The sequence below is a fragment of the Shewanella olleyana genome (assembly GCF_023283825.1).
GTDB classification, from domain to species: domain Bacteria; phylum Pseudomonadota; class Gammaproteobacteria; order Enterobacterales; family Shewanellaceae; genus Shewanella; species Shewanella olleyana.
This window is the reverse complement of the sequence record NZ_JAKILD010000007.1, coordinates 123,324-148,480: the sequence shown is the minus strand read 5'-3', so window position 1 is coordinate 148,480 and position 25,157 is coordinate 123,324. Positions and strand designations below refer to the sequence as shown.

Genomic DNA, 25,157 nt, shown 5'->3' with positions numbered 1-25,157 from the left:
TTAGATCGTGGAAAGCTTAAAACCAAATTACGGTAGTTGTCAGATTACTGGCGATTACTATAAATAGAATGAGTAAGAGAAGGGGTGAATTATGTCGTTTAACATTGCTTTGAGTGGTATTTCTGCTGCTCAAAAAGATCTCAACACCACAGCAAATAACATTGCCAACGTTAACACTATTGGCTTTAAAGAGTCCCGAGCAGAATTTGCTGATGTTTATGCTAATTCTATTTTTTCCAACAGTAAAACGGCAGTGGGTGGCGGTGCGACAACGACCCAAGTAGCTCAGCAGTTCCAACAAGGTAGTTTACAGTTCACCAGTAACTCACTTGATATGGCGATTAGTGGTGGTGGCTTCTTTGTCACGGCTTCTGAAGTGGGCACACAAGATCACTCATTTACCCGTGCTGGCGCTTTCAAAGTAAACTCTGAAAGTTTTATGACAGATTCAGCGGGTAATTTCCTTCAAGGCTTCCCTGTGGATGCTGACGGTAACTCTACTTCAGTCAGTTTATCGAGTACGGTACCGATTAAAATTCCTGATACGGCAGGTAGCCCAGTTCAAACAAGTAATGTTGGCTTGCAAATGAATTTAAATGTTGGTGAGTCAGCGCTAGATCCTGCTAATTTCGACCCGAACGATCCTGACACCTTCAACAATTCAACTTCAGTAACGATCTATGACTCGTTAGGTGAGTCACATATTATGACAACTTACTTTGTTAAGCCTACAGGTGGTTCATACACTGGCGAAAGTAACTGGGTTGCTTTCTACGCTGTTGATGGCGAGCAAGTCGATATTGACCAAGCAAATGGTGGATCTTACGGCGTTGATACCACGGGTGATGGTATCGATGACAGTACAGCATTAGCTGAAAATGCGTCAGGTTGGAAAGGATCTGTATTAAAATTCAACGATGCGGGTGCATATACTGGATCGGACCCTGCTACAGTTGAGACTGTTGAATTAGGTGTCAATGGCGCCAATGTTTTAGGTCCTGGTGCTGATGGCACTCAAAAACTAAACCTTGGCTTTAATAACCCAACGCAATACGCTTCACCTTTCGAAGTGACTGAATTAACCCAAGACGGAACCACAGTTGGCCGCTTAACTAATGTCGGTATTGGTGATGATGGTTTAGTGACAGCAAGCTACAGTAATGGCACAACTGAGCCGTTAGCGCGTGTAGCTTTGGTACGTTTTGCTAATGAGCAAGGCTTGACTCAAGTGGGTAACACCTCTTGGAAGGCAAGTTTAGACTCAGGTGCAGCGTTAGCGGGTGAAGCTAATAGCGGTACTTTTGGTAGTATTCGTTCATCAGCACTAGAGCAGTCTAACGTTGATTTGACTACTGAGCTTGTTGATTTGATTTCAGCTCAACGTAACTTCCAAGCTAACTCACGTACGCTTGAAGTGAATAACACCTTGAACCAATCGATTCTTCAAATTCGATAAATCTTTTAAACTCTCTAAGAGTTTAGCTAGTCAAAGAGTTGCCGCCATGGCAACTCTTTGCCATTTTATTCTGACTATTTATCAGCTCTCCTTATTTTATAGCACTGTTTATTTCTTCTATATTTCATTCAGTTAATTCTAAATACTCTTCCTTTTATACTTTGGCACACTGATTGCTAGTTCTGTATATATCTTTTGTTATGTAGAAAGTTTGACGGAGCAGCAAATGGACAAATTACTTTATGTTGCCATGAGTGGGGCAAAGCAGAATATGAATGCTTTGGCTGTTCGTGCCAATAATTTAGCCAATGCGAATACCGATGGTTTTAAAGCTGATTTGGCTCAAGCTCGCTCTATGCAAGCATTTGGCGAAGGTTTACCTACGCGTGTTTTCTCTATGACAGAAAGCCCTGGGCATAACTTTAGCTCTGGTCCAATTAAAACAACGGGTCGTGATTTAGATATCGCCATTAAAGATCAAGGCTGGATAGCCGTTCAAAGTGGTGATGGCGGTGAAGCTTACACTCGCTCAGGGAGTCTAAGTTTTGACAGTACTGGTTTACTGACCAATGGGCGCGGAAACCCGGTGATGGGTGAGGCTGGCCCAATTGTGTTGCCGCTACCTATCGATAAAGTTCAGATATCACCTGATGGGATTATTTCTGTACGGCCACAAGGCGCTACAGCTGATGTCATTGAGGAAGTCGCTCGAATTAAGCTGGTGAACCCTGACAATCAAGAAATGATGCGCGGCGAAGATGGTTTATTCAGATTGACCTCAGGGCTTAATGCACCGAACGATCCCAATATTCAAGTTGAAACAGGCGCTGTTGAAGGCAGCAATGTTAATGCTGTATCTGAAATGGTGGCGTTAATTGATATTCAGCGCCAATACGAAATGCAAGTGAAGATGATGAAAAATGCCGAAGATCTTGATAAAGCATCATCATCTTTAATGAGAGTTAGTTAGGAGTAATTATTATGCATCCCGCTTTATGGATAAGTAAAACAGGCTTAGACGCCCAGCAAACCGATATTGCAGTTATTTCTAATAACGTGGCGAATGCCAGCACTGTTGGCTATAAAAAAAGTCGTGCAGTATTCGAAGACTTGCTTTATCAAACCGTGAATCAAGCAGGTGGTATTAGTGCTGATAACACCAAACTGCCTAATGGTTTAAATATTGGCGCGGGTACTAAAGTTGTTGCTACTCAAAAGATGTTCACCCAAGGCAACATGCTGACCACGGATAACTCACTCGACTTAATGATTGAGGGACCGGGTTTTTTTGAAGTAGAAATGCCAGATGGCACAGCAGCTTATACTCGAAATGGCCAGTTTAGTTTAGATGAAAATGGGCAAATAGTGACTCCAGGTTCTGGCTATGTGGTGCAGCCATCTATCACTATTCCAGACGATGCAACCTCGATTACGGTTTCTGCTGAAGGAGAGGTCTCAGTCAAATTATCAGGCGCAACAGAAAGTACCGTTGTTGGGCAACTTGCCATGAGTGATTTCATCAATCCGTCAGGGTTAGATCCATTAGGCCAAAACTTATATACCGAAACGGGTGCTAGTGGCACACCAATTCAAGGTACAGCTTCATTAGATGGCTTAGGTGCAATTCGTCAAGGCGCACTTGAAACATCAAACGTGAACGTCACTGAAGAGCTAGTTAACTTAATTCAAAGTCAGCGAATTTATGAAATGAATTCTAAAGTGATTTCAGCCGTTGACCAAATGATGTCTTACGTGACTCAAAACCTATAACGTTTGATGCAAGGGGAAGGATAATGCGTACTTACTTAGCCTTAGTAACGGTAATTTTGCTTGCTGGTTGCAGCAGCACTCAAAAAAAACCTATTCCAGATGATCCGTTTTATGCTCCGGTATACCCAGAGGCACCGCCAACAAAAATGGTATCAACGGGTTCTATTTACATAGACCATCAGTCATCGAGCTTATATTCGGATATTCGTGCGCACAAAGTTGGCGATATTATTACTGTGTTACTTAATGAGTCCACCCAAGCGACAAAAAGTGCTAATAACGAAATTAAAAAAGACTCTAATTTAAGTGTTGATCCCATATACGCAGGTGGTGGCAATGTCACGATTAAAGGTGTGCCACTGGATTTACGTTATTCAGATGAGATGAATACTAAGCGTGAGTCTGATGCCGATCAATCAAACAGTTTAGATGGCAGTATCTCAGCCAATGTCATGCAGGTACTGAGTAACGGTAATCTAGTGATTCGTGGTGAAAAATGGATTTCGATTAACAACGGTGACGAGTTTATTCGTGTCACAGGTATGGTTCGTAGCCAAGACATCACCCCAGATAATACCGTCGAGTCAACTCGCGTTGCTAATGCCCGTATTCAATACAGTGGTACAGGCACCTTCGCAGATGTCCAAAAAGTGGGATGGTTAAGCTCATTCTTTATGGGCGAGTGGTGGCCTTTCTAAGGAGTATGCCATGAAGATTAAATCATTTTTTGTGAGTGCTGTTATTTCCGCAGCGACCGTTGCGATGTTAACTGTCTCAGCGCCAACTCAAGCTCAGCGAATTAAAGATATTGCCAATGTCCAAGGGGTGCGAAGTAACCAGTTAATTGGTTATGGCCTAGTGGTAGGTTTACCTGGAACCGGTGAAAAAACCCGTTATACAGAACAAACGTTTAGAACCATGTTGAAAAACTTTGGTATTAATCTACCTGATAATGTCAGCCCAAAAACCAAAAATGCTGCAGTGGTTGCAGTGCATGCTGAGATGCCAGCGTTTATTAAACCTGGTCAAAATCTTGACATTACAGTATCCAGTATCGGTGAAGCCAAAAGCTTACGCGGCGGCACATTACTACAAACATTCTTGAAAGGTGTGGACGGTAATGTTTATGCGATTGCCCAAGGCAGTCTAGTGGTGAGTGGCTTTAGTGCTGAAGGTTTAGATGGCTCTCAAGTGATTCAAAATACCCCAACTGTTGGTCGTATTCCTGGTGGCGCGATGGTCGAGCGTAGCGTTATGTCGCCTTTTTCGACTGGCGATCATTTAACCTTCAATTTACATCGTTCTGACTTTTCTACCGCAAAAAGTATGGCGGATGCGATCAATAGCTTTTTAGGCCCTGGCATGGCTCGAGCTTTAGATGGTACTTCTATTCAAGTGAGTGCGCCTCGCGATGCATCCCAGCGAGTATCCTTTTTAGCGACGCTTGAAAATGTCGAGGTTGAAATAGCTAGCGAGTCGGCAAAAGTGATTGTTAATTCACGAACAGGGACGATTGTTGTTGGCCAAAATGTGAAATTGATGCCAGCTGCGGTTACTCATGGTGGATTAACGGTAACCATTGCAGAAGCTACACAGGTCTCTCAGCCCAACGCATTTGCCAATGGTCAAACTGTTGTCACTACTGACAGCACGATTGATGTGGCAGAAGCTGATAGCAGAATGTTTTTATTCGACCCAGGAACAACGCTAGATGAGCTAGTGCGTGCGGTTAACTTAGTGGGTGCAGCACCTTCTGATGTGCTTGCAATATTAGAAGCGTTAAAGATGGCAGGCGCTTTGCATGGAGAACTTATCATCATCTAAAAATTGTCGGTACGACTATGGAAAAGCTGTCAAATTCATCGCACTTTCTGGATCTAGGGGGACTAGATTCATTACGTTCTCAAGCTCAGAAGGACGAGAAAGGGGCACTTAAAGAAGTCGCAAAACAGTTTGAAGGCATCTTCATTCAAATGCTGATGAAAAGCATGCGAGATGCGAATGCGGCTTTTAAGTCTGATAGCCCGATGAATAGTCAAACCACCGAGTTTTTTGAAAACATGCGTGATCAACAAATGTCGGTGGACTTATCTGATAAAGGAATGCTGGGCATCGCTGACTTAATGGTTCAGCAGTTATCTCCACAAGATACGCCATTCAAGCCAGCATCAGTGTTACGCGGCGATATTGATGCCAAAATCAGTCATTCATTATTTGACGGTACTTTTAATAAAGGATTGGCTCAAGAAGCTTCAGTAAATCAAGCTTCCACTATGAATGCATCGTCATTATGTGCCATTGGATCAGGTAAACCTGCGGTTAATATCAATCAGTTGTCCAGCAGTCATAATGTCATTGATGAACAAACCCTTGAAAAAATACTCGCCGGTAATATCACTTCTTCAGTTGCCTCTAGTGGCAATCAATTGCCGCAAACCATTCATCAGGCGCCAACAGAATTTGAAAATCCACAGCATTTTGTCTCTGTTTTATATCCACATGCAGAAAAGGCTGCCAAGACTTTAGGGACAACACCTGAAGTGCTTTTAGCACAGTCAGCACTTGAAACCGGCTGGGGTCAAAAAATGATCCGCCGTCAAGATGGCAGTGCCAGCAATAACTTATTTAATATTAAAGCTGACAGTCGCTGGCAAGGTGATAAAACTTCGGTGAATACACTGGAATATGAACAGGGGATTGCAGTGAAGCAAAAAGCCGATTTCAGAATGTATGAAAGTGTTGAACACAGTTTTAATGACTTTGTGTCATTTATTTCAAATGGCGAACGTTACCAAGACGCTAGAAAAGTAGCAGCTGAGCCTGCCAAATTTATTAATGCATTACAAAAAGCCGGTTATGCCACTGATCCTCAATATGCGCAAAAAGTGTTGAAAGTGATGGAATCAGTGACCAATGGACTTAAGTCTGTACTACCTGGAGAGACTAACTAATGGCTGTTGATTTACTAAATATTGCCCGAACGGGTGTACTGGCGGCGCAATCTCAAATGGGCGTGACCAGTAATAACATTGCCAATGCCAATACTGTGGGTTATCACCGTCAAGTTGCTGAGCAGTCGACATTAGAATCTCAAAAAATTGGTAGCAGTTTTTATGGTCAAGGTACTTATGTGTCTGACGTAAAACGTATTTATAACGACTTTGCGGCACGTGAGTTACGAATTGGCCAGACTGCAATGAGTGGTGCGGAAACCCGTTATACCAAAATGAATGAGATGGATCAGCTTTATTCTCAAATTGGTTCAATGGTGCCAGATAGACTTAACGACTTTTTTGCCAGTATCAACAGTGTTGCGGATCTTCCTACCGATTTCGGTATGCGTGACAGTATGCTTGGCGCCGCTCAGCAAACTGCGACCAGCTTGAATCAAATGCAGTCACATCTTGATTCGCAGATGAAGCAAACCAATAGCCAAATCGGCGCAGTTGCCGATCGTATTAATGAAATTAGTAACGAGCTGGCCAATATCAACTTAGAGCTGATGAAAAGTGGCAACCAAGATAGCCAATTACTTGATCAGCAAGATGCACTGATCCTTGAGCTAAGTGAATACGCGGAAGTGAATGTGATCCCGTTAGATAATGGCGGCAAGAGCGTCATGCTTGGTGGCTCCGTGATGCTTGTATCGGGTGAAGTTGCCATGCAAGTGGGAACGACTGCTGGCGATCCTTATCCAAATGAACTGAGATTAACCACGTCGACTGGCAATCAAACATTAGTGATTGATGGTTCAAAGTTAGGTGGTCAACTGGGTGAGTTATTCAAGTTCAGAGATGAAACATTGATCCCAGTTAATCAAGAGTTAGGTCAGTTAGCACTCGGTATCGCAGATGCCTTTAATGAAATGCAGTCTAAAGGTTTTGATTTAAATGGCGAACTTGGACAGAACATTTTTACCGATATTAATGATCCAACGATGGCTGCCGGCCGTGTAGGAGAATATGAAGGTAACACTGGGACAGCAAAATTAAGAGTTAATATTGATGATGTAAGTCAGCTTACTGGCAGTTCTTACGAGTTATCTTTTACAGCACCTTCTACTTATGAATTAAAGGATACCAAAACCGGTGATATTCAAGCATTAACTTATGATGCTGTGAATAATCAATTAACGGGTGGGGATGGTTTTTCTATTCAAATTGATTCTACCCCAGCGGGTTTCGCTGATGGTGATACTTTTGAAATCAGACCTAACGCAGGTGCGGCGGCCGGTATCGGTGTGGTGATGACTGACGCTAAAGGCATTGCTGCAGCGGGACCACAAATTACTGGTGAGCCAACTAACTCTGGTGAAACAAGTGTAAAACTGACGAGTATTGACAGAACGGATCCAAACTTCCCAATTACAGACAGTGAATTAACATTTCAGATTGACACTGTCACTAACACCTATCAAGCATTCGACTCCACTGGAGCTGCTGTTGGCGGCCCAACTGCATTTACGCCCCCTCAAATCATCACGCCTTATGGTTTTGATTTTGAAATTGATGATAGTTCTACTGGCGGTGTTATTGATACTTATACCTTCGATTTGTCATTTGCTGAAGGTGATAACAGTAATGCAGTTGAAATGGCGAAATTAGTCGATGCAAAATTGATGAATGGCGGTTCTACCACGTTAGCTGGTGTTTTCGAAGGCACAAAGCTAGATATTGGTAGTCAAACTAAGGCTGCTGCGGTGTCTGTCTCTTCAAATGAAGCTGTTTATTTGCAAGCTTATAACCGAGTACAAAGTGAATCAGGCGTTAACTTAGATGAAGAAGCAGCAAACCTCATGCGTTTTCAACAATCTTATCAAGCGTCCGCCAGAATAATGTCAACTGCGCAGGAAATGTTTGACTCACTGCTTAGTTCAGTTCGCTAGGAGAATCAGTTATGCGAATTTCAACCGCTCAGATGTTTAATCAAAATACTAGCAGTATTTCTAAAGGGCAGTCGGCAACTAATAAAATTCTTGAACAGTTAGCCAGTGGTAAAAAAATTAATACCGCAGGGGATGACCCTGTTGCCGCAATCGGGGTTGATAATTTAAGACAGAAAAACTCGTTAGTCGATCAATATGTCAAAAATATCGATTACGCCCAAAAGCATCTTGGTTTAAGTGAAAGCAAGCTTGGTAGTACTGAAACTGTACTGAGCAGTATGCGCGAGCAATTTCAGCGCGCTGCAAACGGCAGTTTGTCTCAATCTGAACGGCAAATGATTGCCGATGAAATGAAAGATAGCCTCGAAGAACTAATGTCAATTGCCAACACAAGAGACGAATCAGGCAATTACATCTTTGCTGGTAATGATACCAATAATCCACCGTTTGCTTTTGATAGTAATGGCCAAATTGTTTATAGCGGTGACAGTGGAGAACGGCAAAGTGTTGTTGCCTCTGGTGTTACCGTCGGAACAAATGTGCCAGGTGATACGGTATTTATGAACGCGCCAAACCCGTTAGGTGATTATGGCGTCAATTATTTGCCATCTCAGCAAGGAGATTTTGTCGTTGAGAAGGCTGCTATCTTTGATCCTGCCGCACATATTGAAGATACCTACACTTTTAACTTTGTTGATAATGCTGGGGTGCTAGATTTACAAATTCAAGACTCTGGCGGCACAGTGGTTTCTACTGTACCTAATTTTGATCCAAGTAACCCTGTGAGCTTTAACGGAATAGAGGTTAAGTTGTCTGGACAACCTGTTGCTGGTGACTCTTTCACTATGGAACCTCAGGAAACTGTCAGTATTTTAGACACCTTGAATGAAGCAATTGCGATGCTTGAGGATCCTACAATACCGAATACTTCTCAAGGAAACTCAAAGTTGGCACAGCTATTGAATAGTATTGATAGTGGTCAAATTCAAGTCAGTACAGCAAGAAGTATTGCTGGCAATAGCTTGAAGAGTTTAGAAAGTATTTCTACTAATCACGCTGAAGAAAAAATTGTTAATGATAGCGCATTGTCAATGCTTGAAGATTTGGACTATGCAGCTGCAATAACTGAGTTTGAAAAACAGCAACTGGCATTAAATGCCGTGTCGAGTGTATTCGGCAAAGTCGGTTCTATTTCGTTGTTTGACTATATCTAGCTAGGCGTTTGAATCTCGCAAGATATATGAACAAGAAAAACCAACGTTAAATTGTAAAATTTAGCCAAGCTCCAAAGTCTTGGCAACAAAACTGAGAATGAGGATTTATTTATGGCTATTACAGTAAATACCAACGTTACATCAATGAAAGCGCAGAAAAACTTGAATGCTTCGACTCAAGGTTTAGCTACCTCAATGGAACGTTTATCGAGTGGCTTACGTATCAACAGTGCAAAAGATGATGCCGCAGGTTTAGCTATTTCTAACCGTTTGAACTCACAAGTTCGTGGCTTAGATGTTGGTATGCGTAATGCAAACGATGCTATTTCGATTGCGCAAATTTCTGAAGGTGCGATGCAAGAACAAACCAACATGTTACAACGTATGCGTGATTTAACCATTCAATCTGAAAATGGTGCAAACAGCCCTGACGATTTAGCCGCTTTGAAAGCTGAAATGGACCAATTAGCTGAAGAGATTACTGCTATTGGCGATAGCACTGCTTTTGGTGATACTAAATTATTAACAGGTGGTTTTTCTGCTGGTAAAACTTTCCAAGTTGGGCATCAAGATGGCGAAGATATCAGCATCACAGTAAAAACAAGCAACGCGACTAGTCTATCTGTCGCTGCGTTGACTAATGCGACGTCAGCAGGTCGTGCTTCAGCACTCACCAAAATTGATGCCGCAATTAAAAATATTGATACCCAGCGCGCAGACTTAGGTGCTAAACAAAACCGTCTAGCTCATAACATTGCTAACAGTGCAAATACTCAAGCTAACGTTGCAGATGCAAAGTCACGTATTGTTGATGTCGATTTTGCTAAAGAAACCGCTGAAATGACTAAGAACCAAGTGTTGCAACAGACTGGTAGTTCAATGTTGGCTCAAGCTAACCAACTGCCTCAAGTTGCGTTATCATTATTAGGTTAATGAACGATTTAAATTAAGACACTAGGGCACGCCCTAGATATTCATTAGTTTTTTAATTGAGCCACATTTATCTTTAAAAGATGAATGTGGCTTTTTTGTACTTGTAAGTTATTGTTTTTAAATGTGACAAACCTTTGTGTGAAAAATGTTCAAAAAAAACTAAAGTATCTAAATTTGCTGCCGTTAAAGTATTTGTAACCAAATAGACCCGCCTGGCAATAAAAGACAGGCAAGTTTTAAAGCCAGGTATAAAGAGGAAATCAAATTATGGCTATTACAGTAAATACAAACGTCACTTCAATGAAAGCGCAGAAGAACTTAAATTCTTCAACTTCAAACTTAGCCACATCGATGGAACGTTTATCAAGTGGTTTACGTATTAACAGCGCAAAAGATGATGCAGCGGGTTTAGCTATCTCTAACCGTTTGAACTCTCAAGTTCGTGGTTTAGAAGTGGGCATGCGTAACGCAAATGATGCAATTTCAATTGCACAAATTTCTGAAGGTGCAATGCAGGAGCAAACTAATATGCTTCAGCGTATGCGTGACCTGACGGTACAATCTGAGAATGGTGCAAACAGTGCGGATGATTTAGCCGCTCTTAAATCTGAAATGGACGAGCTTGCTTTAGAAATCACTGAGATTGGTAACAATACCGCATTTGGTGAAACTAAATTATTAGATGGTAGTTTCTCAGGTGGTAAAAACTTCCAAGTAGGTCACCAAGATGGTGAAGATATTACTATCACAGTTAAATCAAGTGACTCTACTAGTTTATCAGTTGCGGCATTAACTAATGCAACTTCAGCTGGTCGTGCTTCAGCTCTTACCAAAATTGATGCAGCTATCAAAACAATTGATAGTCAACGTGCAGATTTAGGTGCGAAACAAAACCGTTTAGCTCACAACATTGCTAACAGCGCTAACACTCAAGCAAACGTTGCTGATGCAAAATCACGTATTGTTGACGTTGATTTCGCTAAAGAAACTGCCGAAATGACTAAAAACCAAGTGCTACAGCAAACAGGTTCTGCGATGCTTGCACAAGCTAACCAGCTTCCTCAAGTGGCGTTATCTCTTCTATAATTTGAATAGTCTGTTTAAATATTAGAATTAAAGAAGGGAGATCTTGAACGGTCTCCCTTTTATCGTTTTAATCTTGTTCGTTTTAGAGTGAAGACTCTTTAACGAATCATATGGCTTTACAATAATAACAATTTAAAGGAGTAAGATGGCTATGGATATCAATTTTACTAGCGCCTCAAATACCCTTATTGATAATATGGGCACGCGTCAGTTAGCTGAAAGTAAAACTCAACAGGCCGAGGAAAAAACAAAAGTATCACAGCTGGCTAAATCAGAGCAGTATGAGCAAGACTATGCTGATAAAAAGCCTGAAGAGCAGAACTTAGCAGAAGTCACTGATAATCTTAATGACATGGCGTCAATAATGCGTAAAGGTCTTGCTTTTAAAGTTGATGATGATTCAGGTCGAAATGTGATCAGTGTTATGGATATAGACACTGGTGACCTCATTAGACAGATCCCAAACGAGGAAGCGTTAGAACTGTCGCAAAAGCTAGCTGAAGTGGCAGGTTTATTGCTTAATACTGAAGCGTGAATAAAGAGATTTTTGTAGTTAATTTTTCGCAATCAATCTTTTGTGATAAAGAAGCGTAAACGATTTTATTGAATACTATGTGAGGAAACTATGGCATTAACAGCAACAGGTATTGGCTCCGGCCTAGATATCAACACCATTGTAGGTGTTCTTGTCGATGCTGAAAAACTTCCCAAAGAAGCATTATTTGATAAAAGTGAAGCGACAATTGATGCAAAGGTATCGGCTATTGGTTCACTAAAAAGTAAATTATCTACATTCCAGGATGCATTAGAGAAATTAAGTGACCCTGATGCACTTAATATTCGTAAAGTATCTACCGGCGAAAGTATTTATTTTGGCGCTACAGCAGATAAAAATGCGCAAACAGGTAGTTATCAAATTCAAGTAGAACAACTTGCCTCTTCACATAAAGTGGCAGGAACCAATGTTGCAGATCCAAGTCTCGGGGTGGGAACGGGCAGTCTTGATTTATCAGTTAATGGTGAAGCATTTTCTGTGGATATTGAAGCGACAGATTCACTTGAAGATATTGCCAAAAAAATTAATGGTGCAACAGACAACTCTGGCGTTACAGCGACAATCATTAAAAGTGATGCTGGTAGCAGGTTAGTATTTAGCTCAGATGAGCCTGGTACAGATAACGAAGTGACAATTTCAGCTACAGATACTACAGGCTCCGGATTAAATGATATGTTCGGTGCTGGAAATTTGACGACACTGCAAAGTGCAGAAAATGCAATACTATACATAGATGGTCAAAAGGTCACTTCTCAAACAAATGAAGTGTCAGATGCGATAGTTGGTGTAACCCTTTCTCTCACTGAAGCTGATATATCAAAAACATCGACATTAAAAATCGAGCAAGATGATGAGCTAGTTAAAGAAAATATTCAGGCATTTGTTGATGCATATAATACTTTGGTGACCTCAATCAGTGACATGTCCAAATACGATACTGAAAAAGAAGAGGCCGCAGCACTTCAGGGGGATTCAATGATCCGTTCAATTGAATCCCAAATGAGAAGTATGATCAGTAATCGAGTCGATGTCGATGGGCAAACAGTTGCATTATATGACATAGGTATTGAAACAGACCGCTTTGGTAAAATGTCAATTGACAGTGAAAAACTAGATACAGCAATTAGTGAAAATATGGATTTAGTTGAAGGGTTATTTGCAACTCCTGACACTGGGATTGCAAATCGTTTAGATACCATGGTTGAAGGTTATGTCAAAACCGGTGGCTTAATTGATAGCCGCAATAATAGTTTAACCAGTGAGAAGAGTCGTTTAGATGATCAGCGTGAAGCTTTCAGTTTGAAAATGGAGCTACTTGAAGCACGTTTATTTAAACAGTTTAATGCGATGGACTTAGTGGTCGCCTCATTAAATCAGCAAAGCTCAGGTTTAACAGAGAGACTTAATTCACTTCCTGGTTCGGTAGCACAGAACTAAGTTTAATAATTGTTTAAAGTATATGAATCAATTAAATAAAAAAAATGATGTTATTGAAGAAACACTTCAGTTATTAGAAAATACACCATCAGAAAATGAAAAGTCAGATGAGTTGGTATCTAAATTGCTTGTATTGATTGGAGAGCGTCAAATTTTACTCGATAGTATTGATGAAAGCGATGTGGAAGTTGCTAGAAAAACACTTCAAGACCAAATCGTGATTGGTGAAGGGTTTGAGAAAAGGGCTAATAATGTTCTTAAGCACATTCAATCGTTACTTCAAGCTAGGAAAAAAAATCAGCGCCAAATAAATGTTTATCAGTCAATCGATTCAAATAAGTAGCGAAGGTGACCTATGAGAGGATCAATAAAATCTTACCGCAAAGTATCTCTAGATAGTGAGATTGCTGTTGCGTCCCCCCATCGAATTATCCAAATGATGTTTGATGGTGCTCTTTTGCGTTTAGCCCAAAGTCGCTACGCAATTGAAACTCAAGATTTACAAGGAAAAGGTGTTGCAATCAATAAAGCCATTGGCATTATTAATGGTTTAAATAACAGTTTGAATATGGATGTAAAAGATTCTGTTGCTAGCAATTTAAGCGATTTGTATGATTTCATGTTACGCCGTATATCAGAAGCAAACGTGAATAACGATGTTAAAGCGATTGATGATGTAACAGGCATCCTTCGAACCATTAAAGAAGGTTGGGACTCCATTCCTCAAGATATGCATCAAATGACCTCTGAAGCTAGCTAAGATATAGTTTGTTATTGTTAAACAAAAGGCGCCGTTGGCGTCTTTTTAGCCTTAGGCATTTAAGTATAAATTAAGTTTGAAAGCTGCGAATTCTAGTGTTTGCATTAACTTTACTTCAATTGTTGTATATAAAATCGGCTATCAGTGACTTAAATCATCGCCATGATAGAATAATGACTAGTGTCACTTGATTCTGATGCCCTGATAATACAATATTTATTTTTGCGTATTCGTTTAAACTTTATTGCGGGCTTGGCTATATTTAAGTAAAGATTAAAAAAATATGAGTATGCTTTCTGCTATGTTAATGTTTGTATTATAATTGTGTCATTTGATTGAGTGAGATCTGACATCAATATACATAGCGCGATAATCAATATTCAAGTCGAGACTCTATGTTGAGTAGAGTATGTTGAGTAGATTATGTTGAGTAAATAAAGCTCAATAACATGAATATGACTTTGAATAACTAATAACTAGAGCTTTGGCCTTCTTACATGATGCAAATAGAACAACGAATTTTAATTGTTGCTGAACCTTCTGAGCGTGTGTCTCGTCTTTGTTGTATTTTTGAATTTTTAGATGAAAAACACCATATCATTACTAGAGATGATCTTGCTTCATTAACGCGAGAATCGCGTTTCAGAGCTTTAGTCATAGATACTGAATCAGTCACTCCTGAATTTATTAAAGATGTTCAGTCATCAATTCCATGGCAACCTGTATTATTAATGGGTGATCTTAAAGTTCATGGCGTCAATGTTTTAGGCACTATTGATGAGCCCATTAATTACCCCCAACTAACTGAGCTTCTTCATTTTTGTCAAGTCTACGGTCAAGCTAAACAACCTCAAATACCTACTAGTGCCAATCAAACCAAACTATTTCGGTCTTTAGTTGGGCGAAGTGAGGGCGTGGCTAACGTGCGTCACTTGATAAGCCAAGTTGCTTCTTCTGATGCGACGGTTTTGGTATTAGGTCAATCAGGAACCGGTAAAGAAGTTGTCGCGCGTAATATCCATTACATGTCCGAGCGACGTGATGGGCCTTTTATTCCTGTTAACTGTGGCGCTATCCCACCAGAATTATTAGAAAGTGAGCTTTTTGGCCATGAAAAGGGCTCATTCACTGGGGCGATTTCTACCCGTAAAGGCCGTTTCGAATTAGCTGAAAATGGTACGCTGTTTTTAGATGAAATTGGCGATATGCCATTACAGATGCAAGTTAAGTTACTGCGTGTGCTGCAGGAAAAAGTGTTTGAAAGAGTAGGTGGTTCAAAGGCTATAACGACAAATGTAAGAGTGGTTGCTGCTACTCATCGTGATTTAGAAACGATGATTAATGAAAACTTGTTCCGTGAAGATCTTTACTATCGTTTAAATGTTTTCCCAATCGAGATGCCATCACTGAGTGAGCGTCGTGATGATGTGCCTTTGCTATTGCAAGAACTGGTTAGCAGAGTATTTAATGAAGGTCGTGGTAAAATCCGTTTTACTCAACGTGCGATAGAATCATTAAAGGAGCATAATTGGTCGGGTAACGTTCGTGAATTGTCTAACTTAGTCGAGCGATTAACCATTTTGTTCCCTGGTGGCTTAGTTGATGTCAACGATTTACCGCGTAAATACCGATATATAGATGTGCCAGAGTACTGCGTCGAAATTAGTGAAGAGCAACAAGAGCGTGATGCATTAGCGTCAATTTTCAGTGATGAAGAACCCATCGAAATTCCTGAAACGCGTTTCCCAAGTGAACTGCCTCCTGAAGGTGTTAATCTTAAAGATTTATTAGCAGAGCTTGAAATCGATATGATCCGCCAAGCGTTAGAGCAGCAAGATAATGTTGTTGCTCGGGCTGCTGAAATGCTGGGAATACGCAGAACGACACTAGTTGAGAAAATGCGCAAATATGGAATGAGTAAAGATTAACCCATTTACTATTTAACTGTTTCAGTAAAAGCATGCCTTAGGCATGCTTTTTTTCTGTCTGTAAATCATAGCCTATAATATTAAAATATAGTTTGGCACACCAAATGCATTAGCTCTTACCAAAGTTATTATTTTGACGGAGTGGCTATGTTTTCGGCGCACAGCAGTTCAGCACAAACTATGGTAGAGCCTCGCTCCCAACTAGACACTGTGGATTATATTCACAGCGACAAAGGCTATAGTACTATTGTTAAAGGTGTTGAGAACATCGCAACAACATCTACAGTATCCAGTAGAGATTCTGCTGAGCAAACTGGGTGTTCAACCCCGCAAAAGGCGGCCAATATGTCAAATCAAATGGCGCATATCCTACAAGCAATGCCCTCTGGTGTTGTGATTATTAATGGCGATGGCTTGGTGACACTTGCCAATCCAGTAGCAACTGAACTATTAGGTCGACCGCTTCAAGGGGCTAAATGGTTTGATATTATTAATCGTGCTTTTTCTCCCCAAGAAGATGATGGTCATGAAGTCTCACTTAAAAATGGTCTTAGAGTTAAGTTAGCCATAACACCGCTGTCACCGGAGCCTGGGCAATTAATCGTATTAACTGACTTAACGGAAACCCGTTTATTACAAAAGAATCTCTCTCACCTACAACGCTTATCCGCATTGGGTAAAATGGTGGCGACATTAGCTCATCAAGTGAGAACGCCACTTTCTGCTGCAATGCTGTATGCATCAAACCTTGCAAGCACTAAGTTAAATGAACCCGCTAAAAAACGTTTTCAGACAAAACTGGTAGATAGACTTAATGAGCTCGAGCGCCAAGTAAATGACATGCTGCTCATGGCGAAAAACAAACAAGATGATACTTCTGAGCCAATGACTGCCGAAGATGTCATTGAGCCTGTATTAGCGAGCTGTGAACCTATTGTTGAAAACAAACAGTGCAAATTAAGTTATTTCAACCACGCTAGTGAGAAGATATTAGCGAATGGGAATGCATTAAGCTCAGCAATTAATAACTTAGTGATGAATAGCTTAGAAGCTAACGCTACGGAAATTAGGCTCATTACTGCTTCATCAGATACCCACATCCATATTGATGTCATTGATAATGGCAAAGGGTTAGCTACTGATATGCAACAGCAAATACTTGAACCTTTCTTTACGACTAAGAGTCAGGGTACTGGTTTAGGTCTTGCGGTGGTTCAAACTGTGGTACGCAATCATAATGGAACTGTGCAAGTGTCTTCACAACCGAATAAAGGTTGTTTGATTCGACTGACATTTCCTATTTATCAGTCAATTAAATCTGAAGCAATACAAGATACCAATAATAAGGTAAATGCAGTGGAGGCAACGCATGGGTGAAGCAAAACTATTACTTGTTGAAGATGATGAATCCTTACGAGAAGCCTTACTAGATACCTTACTTTTGGCAAGTTATGAATGTGTGGACGTTGCATCTGCAGAAGAAGCAATCATTGCCTTAAAGTCCAATGAGTTTGACCTAGTAATCAGTGATGTACAGATGGAAGGCATTGGCGGTATCGGATTGCTAAATTATTTACAGCAACAAAGCAGTAAGGTGCCAGTGTTGTTAATGACAGCTTATGCCACAATCGATAGTGCTGTTAGCGCTATAAAGCTTGGCGCTGTTGATTACTTGGCTAAGCCATTTGCTCCTGAAGTATTATTGAATCAGGTATCACGCTATTTACCGCTAAAGCAAAACCTTGATCAACCCGTGGTTGCAGACGATAAAAGTTTGGCCTTGCTATCAATCGCACAACGTGTCGCAAGCTCTGATGCATCAGTGATGATTATGGGACCAAGTGGTTCAGGCAAAGAAGTGCTTTCTCGTTATATACATCAAAATAGTAACCGCTCAGAACAGCCTTTTATTGCGATTAATTGTGCGGCAATTCCTGAAAACATGTTAGAAGCCACCTTATTTGGCTATGAAAAAGGTGCTTTCACAGGCGCTTATCAAGCATGCCCTGGAAAGTTTGAACAGGCCCAAGGCGGCACCATTTTATTAGATGAAATTTCAGAAATGGAATTGGGTTTACAAGCTAAATTGCTGCGTGTTTTGCAAGAGCGAGAAGTGGAACGCTTAGGCGGCAGGAAAACGATTTCATTGGATGTCAGAGTCCTTGCAACATCAAACCGAGATCTGAAAGAAATGGTTGCATCGGGAGGGTTCAGAGAGGATTTATATTATCGAATTAATGTATTCCCTTTAACTTGGCCAGCATTAAACCAACGACCTGCAGATATATTACCACTTGCTCGACATTTGCTGGTTAAACATGCCAAAAATGCCAATATTTCACCAGTACCAAGCTTAGATGAAGTGGCTTGCCGTAGGCTACTTACTTATCGTTGGCCGGGAAATGTCCGTGAACTCGATAATGTGATTCAAAGAGCACTTATTCTTCATACTGGTGACGAGATTTCTACCAGCGATATTATTCTCGACACTAATGAAGTCGATTTGCAACAACCTGAACCCTTGCAAGCTAAGCCAGCAGTAGAGAATGATGGCCTTGGTGGAGAGCTAAAAGCCCAAGAGCATGTGATTATTTTAGAAACGTTAAATCAATGCAATGGTAGTCGTAAAGACGTAGCTGAAAAGCTGGGGATCAGTGCGAGAACATTACGTTATAAAATGGCAAAAATGCGTGATATGGGGATTCAGGTTCCTGCATAAGCGCTGATAAATTTAATACTTCACTTCTCAAGCGGGCCTAATTTGTCGAATCATTAGGTCCGTTGTCTATTTGTTCGTCAAACAGCCACCCTTTAGCGATAAATCTGCTTAAACTTTCTGTTTGCTTATATTGTTGGCATTCAATTTGCTAAATCTATTGTAACTGGTTTTAGTCGTCAATTATCCGACGAATAGGAGATTACAATGCAGATTAGTTCAAATCCTTTTTTACAAGAAATGCAATCACTTCGTGGTGAGATTTCGCCTAATCTACGTTCACCTATTCAGCCAGATATGGTTCAAAAAGTGGGGAACACTTCAGGGGCTGATTTTGGTGAGTTACTTTCACAAGCCGTTGGTGGAGTGACTGAGTTACAAAAAAACTCAGCAAATTTAGCCACTCGTTTAGAAATGGGTGATTCAACTGTGACCTTATCAGATACCGTGATTGCTCGTGAGAAATCTGGTGTTGCTTTTGAAGCAACAGTACAGGTAAGAAATAAGCTTGTAGAAGCTTATAAAGAAATTATGAGCATGCCTGTTTAGGCTTCTTTATTAGATTAGAAAGTAGGTAATTATTGTGAGTACAGATCTCGTATTAGATTCAGATTCCGTCAATAGCTCTGGGATTCAGCAGGAAAACAAACCTGGTTTGATGAGTTCTTTTGGTAGTGCTGACTTTATGCGCCAAATTACGATGATTTTGGCGTTAGCTGTATGTTTAGTACTGGCTGTATTTATGATGATTTGGGCACAAGAGCCAGAATTTAGACCATTAGGCCAAATGGAAACCAACGAAATGATCCAAGTATTGGACGTTTTGGATAAGAATAAAATAGCATACAAAATTTCTGGTGATGTGGTCAGTATTCCTGAAGATAAATATCAAAATGTAAAACTACTTTTAGGTCGTGCAGGCGTTGAAGCATCAAGCCAACCGACAGATTACTTAAGTAAAGACAGTGGCTTTGGTGTGAGCCAACGAATGGAGCAAGCACGTTTAAAGCAAAGCCAAGAAATTAACTTAGCCAGAGTTATTGAAGAATTAAAAAGTGTCACTCGAGCTAAAGTTATTTTAGCGCTGCCAAAAGAAAATGTTTTCGCACGCAATAAATCAAAACCAAGTGCAACCGTTGTTGTTAGCGTTCGTCGTGGCAGTTTAGGACAAGAAGAAATCGATTCAATCGTCGATATAGTGGCTTCAGCAGTACAAGGTTTAGATCCAACACGCGTTACTGTAACAGATTCAAATGGACGTTTACTCAATTCAGGTAGCCAAGATGCCGCATCATCTAGAGCGCGTCGTGAACAAGAGTTAGTTCAACAGAAAGAAGCTGAATACCGTAATAAAGTTGAATCAATTTTAATGCCTATATTAGGACCTGAAAACTTTACCTCTCAGGTCGATGTCAACATGGATTTTACTGCAGTAGAGCAAACCGCTAAACGTTTCTCTCCAGATTTACCCGCCATTCGAAGTGAAATGACCATTGAGCGTAATTCATCAGGCCAGTCGATGGGAGGGATCCCTGGGGCTTTAAGCAATCAGCCGCCAATGGAGTCAGATATACCTCAAGAAGCTGGCGGCGCAGAAGCGACATCAGTTAATGGAGATAGTCATCGTGAAGCGACACGTAACTTCGAATTAGACACCACGATTAGCCATACACGCCAGCAAGTAGGCCAAGTTAGACGAGTCAGTGTATCAGTGGCAATTGACTTTAAACCTGGCCCTGTAGATGAAAACGGTGTCGTTACCAGAATACCTAGAACTGAGCAGGAATTGACTAATATTCGTCGATTACTTGAAGGTGCAATGGGGTTTACCAGTCAACGCGGTGACACCTTAGAAGTGGTAACAGTGCCATTTATGGACCAATTAATTGAAGCTTTACCTGAGCCAGAATTGTGGGAACAACCTTGGTTTTGGCGCGCAGTGAGACTGGTGTTAGGTGCATTTTTGGTTTTAGTATTAATCCTGTTTGTTATCAGGCCTATGCTGAATAAGCTGCTTAAAGCAAATGATATCGAAATGCCTGAAGAAGCACGTTTAGGTCATGAACTTGCTGAGATAGAAGACCAGTATGCTGCCGATACATTGGGAATGCTCAATACTCAAGAGGCTGATTATAGCTACGCAGATGATGGCTCAATTCAAATTCCGAATCTGCATAAAGACGATGATATGATCAAATCAATTCGGGCTTTAGTGGCAAATGAACCTGAACTTTCTACCCAAGTAATTAAGAGTTGGTTACAAGACGATGGCAAATGATGACGTTTCGGTAGCAGAGGCTACCAAAGGGTTCAACCCAGATGATTTAACGGGAACTGAAAAAACCGCTATTTTACTCTTGAGCCTAAGTGAAGCTGACGCGGCTTCAATACTAAAACATTTAGAACCCAAGCAGGTTCAGAAAGTCGGTATGGCTATGGCTGCTATGGAAGACTTTGGTCAAGAAAAAGTCATTGGTGTTCATAAGCTCTTTCTTGAAGAGATTCAAAAGTTCTCATCAATTGGTTTTAACAGTGAAGAGTTTGTCAGAAAAGCGTTAACCGCCGCGTTGGGTGAAGATAAAGCGGGTAATTTAATTGAACAAATTATCATGGGTAGTGGTGCTAAAGGCCTAGATTCATTGAAGTGGATGGATGCGCGCCAGGTTGCCACTATTATTCAAAACGAGCATCCACAAATTCAGACCATTGTTTTATCCTATTTAGATCCAGATCAAGCAGCTGAAATTTTCAGTCAGTTCCCAGAGAACACCCGACTCGACTTGATGATGCGTATTGCCAATTTAGAAGAAGTTCAGCCTGCAGCATTGCAAGAATTGAATGATATTATGGAGAAACAGTTTGCTGGCCAAGGCGGTGCACAAGCTGCGAAAATGGGCGGACTTAAAGCGGCTGCTAATATTATGAACTTCTTAGATACAGGCGTTGAAAGTCAAATTATGGAAACGATGCGAGAGTCTGATGAAGAAATGGCTCAGCAAATTCAAGATCTTATGTTCGTGTTTGAAAACTTAATTGATGTCGATGACCGTGGTGTACAAGTTATACTTCGAGAAGTGCAGCAAGATGTACTGATGAAAGCACTAAAAGGCGCTGATGACCAATTATCAGATAAAATTATCGGTAATATGTCTAAACGAGCTGGCGAGTTACTTCGTGATGATCTTGAAGCCATGGGACCGATACGAATTAGTGAAGTTGAAGCTGCTCAAAAAGAAGTTCTCGCTATTGCACGTCGCTTAAGTGATAGTGGTGAAATAATGTTAGGTGGCGGTGGTGGTGAAGAGTTCTTGTAACGTTAATGCTAACGACTTTTACCTGAAAGCTGTTTTATGACTAGATTAATCGCAGTAGAAATTAGGCAGACAGATGACGGAATCTAAAACCAACAAATCAATTGATAATGATGACGTAGATTTCAGTCATTGGCAGCTGCCTGATGTCACCGAAAACAAAACTGATGCTCCATCTAACCTTTTTGGCTATCAAGGTCATCAAAATCCTCCAGCACCAAGTGAAGATAAGCCTCTTTTACCACCAACAATGGCCGAAATTGAGCAGATCCGCGTTGAGGCTGAGCAAGAAGGGTTTGAGCAAGGTAAAATTGAAGGTCATAGCCAAGGTCTTGAACAAGGCAAGCTTGAAGGATTAGAGCTAGGACATGCTGAAGGCTTTGCGCAAGGTGAACAACAAGGTTATGAAGTCGGTCAAGTCAAACTCGATGAAGTCCTTGAACGATTAACTCAGCTGGTGCAGCAATTCGAACAACCGTTAATGTTACTCGATGCTGAAATTGAAGCTGAAGTGTTAACCTTGGCTATCAATCTTGCTAAATCTATTGTCGGTCATGAACTAAAAACTCACCCTGAACATATCTTGTCTGTGCTGCGTCAAGGCGTTGACTCATTGCCTATCAAAGAGCAGCAAGTCAAACTTAGATTACATCCTGATGATGCCACTTTAGTGATGCAACTTTATAGCGACGCACAATTACAAAAAAATCACTGGGATATAGAAGCGGATCCTTCACTTAATCCTGGCGACTGCATTATTAACAGTATGCGTTCGAGTGTTGATTTACGTGTTGAAGAAAGAATGCGTCAGGTGTTGCATGACTTGCAAGAGCAAGCCAGTGGTATTCAAGCCAACGTACAAACCATTAAAACTGAGCACCCTCAATATACCACTGAGGTAGTCGACGAGTTACCTAAGATAAATGATATTGATGCCCGGGCTCAGGATGTGGAGCACGCGGAAACTTCTGCTGATAGCGTCAATAAAGCAAGTGTGAATGACTCAGGAATGTTAGCTGATGATGCGTCTAATGAGACTGCAACACATGATGACGTTTCAGCGCAAGCTAAAGAAAATACTCAGGATGACAACCAAGAGCTAATTTCACAGTCAGAGCAGCCCTCAGACCAACAGCAATCTTTAAATCCTAATGATTTAGCAAAAGACACTCAATTGGATTCAGCAACTCAATTAGATACTGATGAAGGGGACAATAATGTTAAACCGTCAACATCAGTTACTCAATAAACTAAAAATTCAAAGCCAAAAGGTTAGCCCGCTTCGGCCTGTTGCCAGTGGGCAATTAGTGCGAGTTGTCGGTTTAACCCTTGAAGCAACAGGCTGCAGAGCGCCGGTTGGCAGCTTATGCTCAATTGAAACTATGGCTGGAGAACTTGTTGCTGAAGTGGTAGGTTTTGACGATGAGTTATTGTACCTAATGCCAGTAGATGAGTTACGAGGGGTATTACCGGGGGCAAGAGTAAAGCCCTTAGGTGAACAATCAGGTTTAAAAGTCGGGTTAAGTTTACTCGGTAGAGTGCTTGATGGAAGTGGCTTACCGTTAGATGGCTTAGGGCCATTAAATACAGAACAACAAGCCTCACGTCATGCACCGCCAATAAATCCGTTAGCAAGACGCGCCATTTCAGAGCCATTAGATGTTGGTGTTAGAGCCATTAATGCCATGCTTACTGTCGGTAAAGGTCAACGTATGGGCTTATTTGCAGGCTCAGGTGTGGGTAAAAGTGTGTTATTGGGGATGATGACTCGCGGAACGACGGCTGACATTATTGTTGTCGGCTTAGTCGGTGAGCGTGGACGAGAAGTTAAAGAGTTTATTGAAGAAATCCTTGGAGAAGAAGGTCGATCGCGTTCTGTAGTGGTTGCCGCTCCCGCTGACACCTCGCCACTTATGCGTCTTCGAGCGTGTGAAACCTCGACTCGTATTGCTGAATATTTCAGAGATTTAGGCTACAACGTATTACTCTTGATGGATAGCTTGACCCGTTACGCTCAAGCTCAACGTGAAGTGGCTTTGGCTGTCGGGGAACCTCCAGCAACAAAAGGTTATCCGCCATCGGTATTTGCAAAGCTGCCGCGTTTGGTTGAACGTGCGGGCAACGGTGGACCTGGCCAAGGTTCTATCACAGCCTTTTATACGGTGTTAACGGAAGGCGATGATCAACAAGATCCTATTGCTGATGCATCTAGGGCTATTTTAGATGGCCACATTGTGTTGTCACGAACACTTGCCGATTCAGGCCATTATCCAGCCATTGATATTGAGCAATCTATTAGTCGCGTCGCGCCCATGGTCATTGCGCCTGAGCATTTAGAGTCGATGCGTTTAGTAAAACAAATGTATTCTACTTACCAACAAAGTCGCGATTTAATCTCTATTGGTGCATATTCTCAAGGAAGCGATCCGCGAATAGATAATGCCATTAGGCTTCAGCCAGCAATGAATGCATTCTTAAGACAAGGTTTTAAAGACGTGATTTCGTTTAATGATAGCCAAACCATGGTCGGGCAAATCGCTGCCCAATGTAAATAATGCGCCGTACCGATCCACTGCTTACGGTATTAAAAATCAATAAAGAAGCTGAAGAGCAAGCTGCACTACAGTTAAAATCTGCTCAACTTGAGCAACAAAAGTGTCAAGGGCAGCTTGATGCGTTGAATAATTATCGACTTGAGTACATGAAGCAAATGGGTGAAACCCAAGGTAAAACCTTGAGTGCCAGCGAATATCACTCATTCCACGAGTTTATTAAGCAGGTTGATCAAGCCCTTATTCAACAAGTTAATGCGGTAAAAGAAGCTGAAAAGCAAACGGGATATCGACAAGTACATTGGCAAGAGAAGCAACAGAAGCGTAAAGCTGTTGAAATGCTGCTAGAAAAAAATACCCTAAAGGCTCAGTTAGTTGAGAATAAGCGAGAACAAAAAGCTTCTGATGAATTTGCCATGCAGCAATATATTAGGAAAAAGCCGCGCTAGTATCCCTTTCTAATTACACTCTCGATACAATAAATCATTGTTTAAGCTGGTTATTTAAATTCAAAAACCTCTATAATTTACCATTTTTATAAGCTGGCATTTTA

General features: G+C 41.1%; 23 protein-coding genes. All 23 read left to right on the top strand.

What is annotated here, in order from left to right; genetic code table 11:
• Positions 1-91 precede the first annotated feature (91 nt).
• Entirely contained in the window at positions 92-1,456 is a 1,365-nt protein-coding gene (gene flgE / locus L2735_RS07050; RefSeq protein ID WP_248984032.1) for a flagellar hook protein FlgE, read from the top strand.
• A 226-nt stretch (positions 1,457-1,682) separates the two neighbouring features.
• Positions 1,683-2,426 (top strand): flagellar basal-body rod protein FlgF, encoded by a 744-nt coding sequence (gene flgF, locus L2735_RS07045; RefSeq protein ID WP_248984031.1) that lies wholly within the window; start codon positions 1,683-1,685, stop codon positions 2,424-2,426.
• Between the two features lie 11 nt (positions 2,427-2,437).
• Entirely contained in the window at positions 2,438-3,226 is a 789-nt protein-coding gene (gene flgG, locus L2735_RS07040; RefSeq protein ID WP_055025044.1) for a flagellar basal-body rod protein FlgG, read from the top strand.
• Positions 3,227-3,249: 23 nt separating this feature from the next.
• Positions 3,250-3,924 (top strand): flagellar basal body L-ring protein FlgH, encoded by a 675-nt coding sequence (gene flgH, locus L2735_RS07035; protein ID WP_248984030.1) that lies wholly within the window; start codon positions 3,250-3,252, stop codon positions 3,922-3,924.
• A 64-nt stretch (positions 3,925-3,988) separates the two neighbouring features.
• Positions 3,989-5,050: a flagellar basal body P-ring protein FlgI gene (locus L2735_RS07030; RefSeq protein WP_248984058.1), complete on the top strand. Its 1,062-nt coding sequence runs from the start codon at positions 3,989-3,991 to the stop codon at positions 5,048-5,050.
• Between the two features lie 17 nt (positions 5,051-5,067).
• Entirely contained in the window at positions 5,068-6,177 is a 1,110-nt protein-coding gene (gene flgJ / locus L2735_RS07025; RefSeq protein ID WP_248984029.1) for a flagellar assembly peptidoglycan hydrolase FlgJ, read from the top strand.
• A complete protein-coding gene (gene flgK, locus L2735_RS07020) occupies positions 6,177-8,111 on the top strand; it encodes a flagellar hook-associated protein FlgK (protein ID WP_248984028.1) in 1,935 nt (644 codons plus the stop codon). Before flgJ ends, flgK begins: the two co-directional genes overlap by 1 nt.
• A gap of 11 nt (positions 8,112-8,122) precedes the next feature.
• Positions 8,123-9,325, top strand: a complete 1,203-nt coding sequence (gene flgL / locus L2735_RS07015) for a flagellar hook-associated protein FlgL (protein WP_248984027.1) — start codon at positions 8,123-8,125, stop codon at positions 9,323-9,325.
• 111 nt (positions 9,326-9,436) lie between these two features.
• Positions 9,437-10,258, top strand: a complete 822-nt coding sequence (locus tag L2735_RS07010) for a flagellin N-terminal helical domain-containing protein (protein WP_248984026.1) — start codon at positions 9,437-9,439, stop codon at positions 10,256-10,258.
• Positions 10,259-10,525: 267 nt separating this feature from the next.
• The gene (locus L2735_RS07005; RefSeq protein WP_248984025.1) at positions 10,526-11,344 is read left to right on the top strand and encodes a flagellin N-terminal helical domain-containing protein; all 819 of its coding nucleotides are present in this window, start codon (positions 10,526-10,528) and stop codon (positions 11,342-11,344) included.
• 151 nt (positions 11,345-11,495) lie between these two features.
• Entirely contained in the window at positions 11,496-11,879 is a 384-nt protein-coding gene (locus tag L2735_RS07000; protein ID WP_248984024.1) for a flagellar protein FlaG, read from the top strand.
• A 90-nt stretch (positions 11,880-11,969) separates the two neighbouring features.
• Positions 11,970-13,337, top strand: coding sequence for a flagellar filament capping protein FliD (gene fliD, locus L2735_RS06995; protein ID WP_248984023.1), 1,368 nt, complete (start codon positions 11,970-11,972; stop codon positions 13,335-13,337).
• Between the two features lie 22 nt (positions 13,338-13,359).
• On the top strand, positions 13,360-13,680 hold the full coding sequence (locus L2735_RS06990) for a hypothetical protein (RefSeq protein WP_248984022.1): 321 nt from the start codon (positions 13,360-13,362) through the stop codon (positions 13,678-13,680).
• Positions 13,681-13,692: 12 nt separating this feature from the next.
• Positions 13,693-14,097: a flagellar export chaperone FliS gene (gene fliS, locus L2735_RS06985; protein WP_248984021.1), complete on the top strand. Its 405-nt coding sequence runs from the start codon at positions 13,693-13,695 to the stop codon at positions 14,095-14,097.
• Between the two features lie 497 nt (positions 14,098-14,594).
• Positions 14,595-16,025, top strand: coding sequence for a sigma-54 dependent transcriptional regulator (locus tag L2735_RS06980; protein ID WP_248984020.1), 1,431 nt, complete (start codon positions 14,595-14,597; stop codon positions 16,023-16,025).
• A gap of 147 nt (positions 16,026-16,172) precedes the next feature.
• A complete protein-coding gene (locus L2735_RS06975; RefSeq protein ID WP_248984019.1) occupies positions 16,173-17,402 on the top strand; it encodes a sensor histidine kinase in 1,230 nt (409 codons plus the stop codon).
• On the top strand, positions 17,395-18,744 hold the full coding sequence (locus tag L2735_RS06970) for a sigma-54-dependent transcriptional regulator (RefSeq protein WP_248984018.1): 1,350 nt from the start codon (positions 17,395-17,397) through the stop codon (positions 18,742-18,744). The genes L2735_RS06975 and L2735_RS06970 overlap by 8 nt, the downstream gene beginning before the upstream one ends.
• A 204-nt stretch (positions 18,745-18,948) precedes the next feature.
• Positions 18,949-19,290, top strand: coding sequence for a flagellar hook-basal body complex protein FliE (gene fliE, locus L2735_RS06965; protein ID WP_153913912.1), 342 nt, complete (start codon positions 18,949-18,951; stop codon positions 19,288-19,290).
• Positions 19,291-19,399: 109 nt separating this feature from the next.
• Positions 19,400-21,019 carry a flagellar basal-body MS-ring/collar protein FliF gene (gene fliF, locus L2735_RS06960; protein WP_283104569.1) on the top strand — a complete coding sequence of 540 codons (1,620 nt, stop codon included), beginning with the start codon at positions 19,400-19,402 and terminating at the stop codon, positions 21,017-21,019.
• Complete coding sequence (gene fliG, locus L2735_RS06955; RefSeq protein WP_248984016.1) at positions 21,009-22,055, top strand: flagellar motor switch protein FliG; 1,047 nt, start codon at positions 21,009-21,011, stop codon at positions 22,053-22,055. Before fliF ends, fliG begins: the two co-directional genes overlap by 11 nt.
• Positions 22,056-22,128: 73 nt before the next feature.
• The gene (gene fliH / locus L2735_RS06950; protein WP_248984015.1) at positions 22,129-23,301 is read left to right on the top strand and encodes a flagellar assembly protein FliH; all 1,173 of its coding nucleotides are present in this window, start codon (positions 22,129-22,131) and stop codon (positions 23,299-23,301) included.
• A complete protein-coding gene (gene fliI, locus L2735_RS06945) occupies positions 23,270-24,607 on the top strand; it encodes a flagellar protein export ATPase FliI (protein WP_248984014.1) in 1,338 nt (445 codons plus the stop codon). The genes fliH and fliI overlap by 32 nt, the downstream gene beginning before the upstream one ends.
• The gene (gene fliJ / locus L2735_RS06940; RefSeq protein ID WP_248984013.1) at positions 24,607-25,053 is read left to right on the top strand and encodes a flagellar export protein FliJ; all 447 of its coding nucleotides are present in this window, start codon (positions 24,607-24,609) and stop codon (positions 25,051-25,053) included. Before fliI ends, fliJ begins: the two co-directional genes overlap by 1 nt.
• The last annotated feature ends 104 nt before the right edge of the window (positions 25,054-25,157 follow it).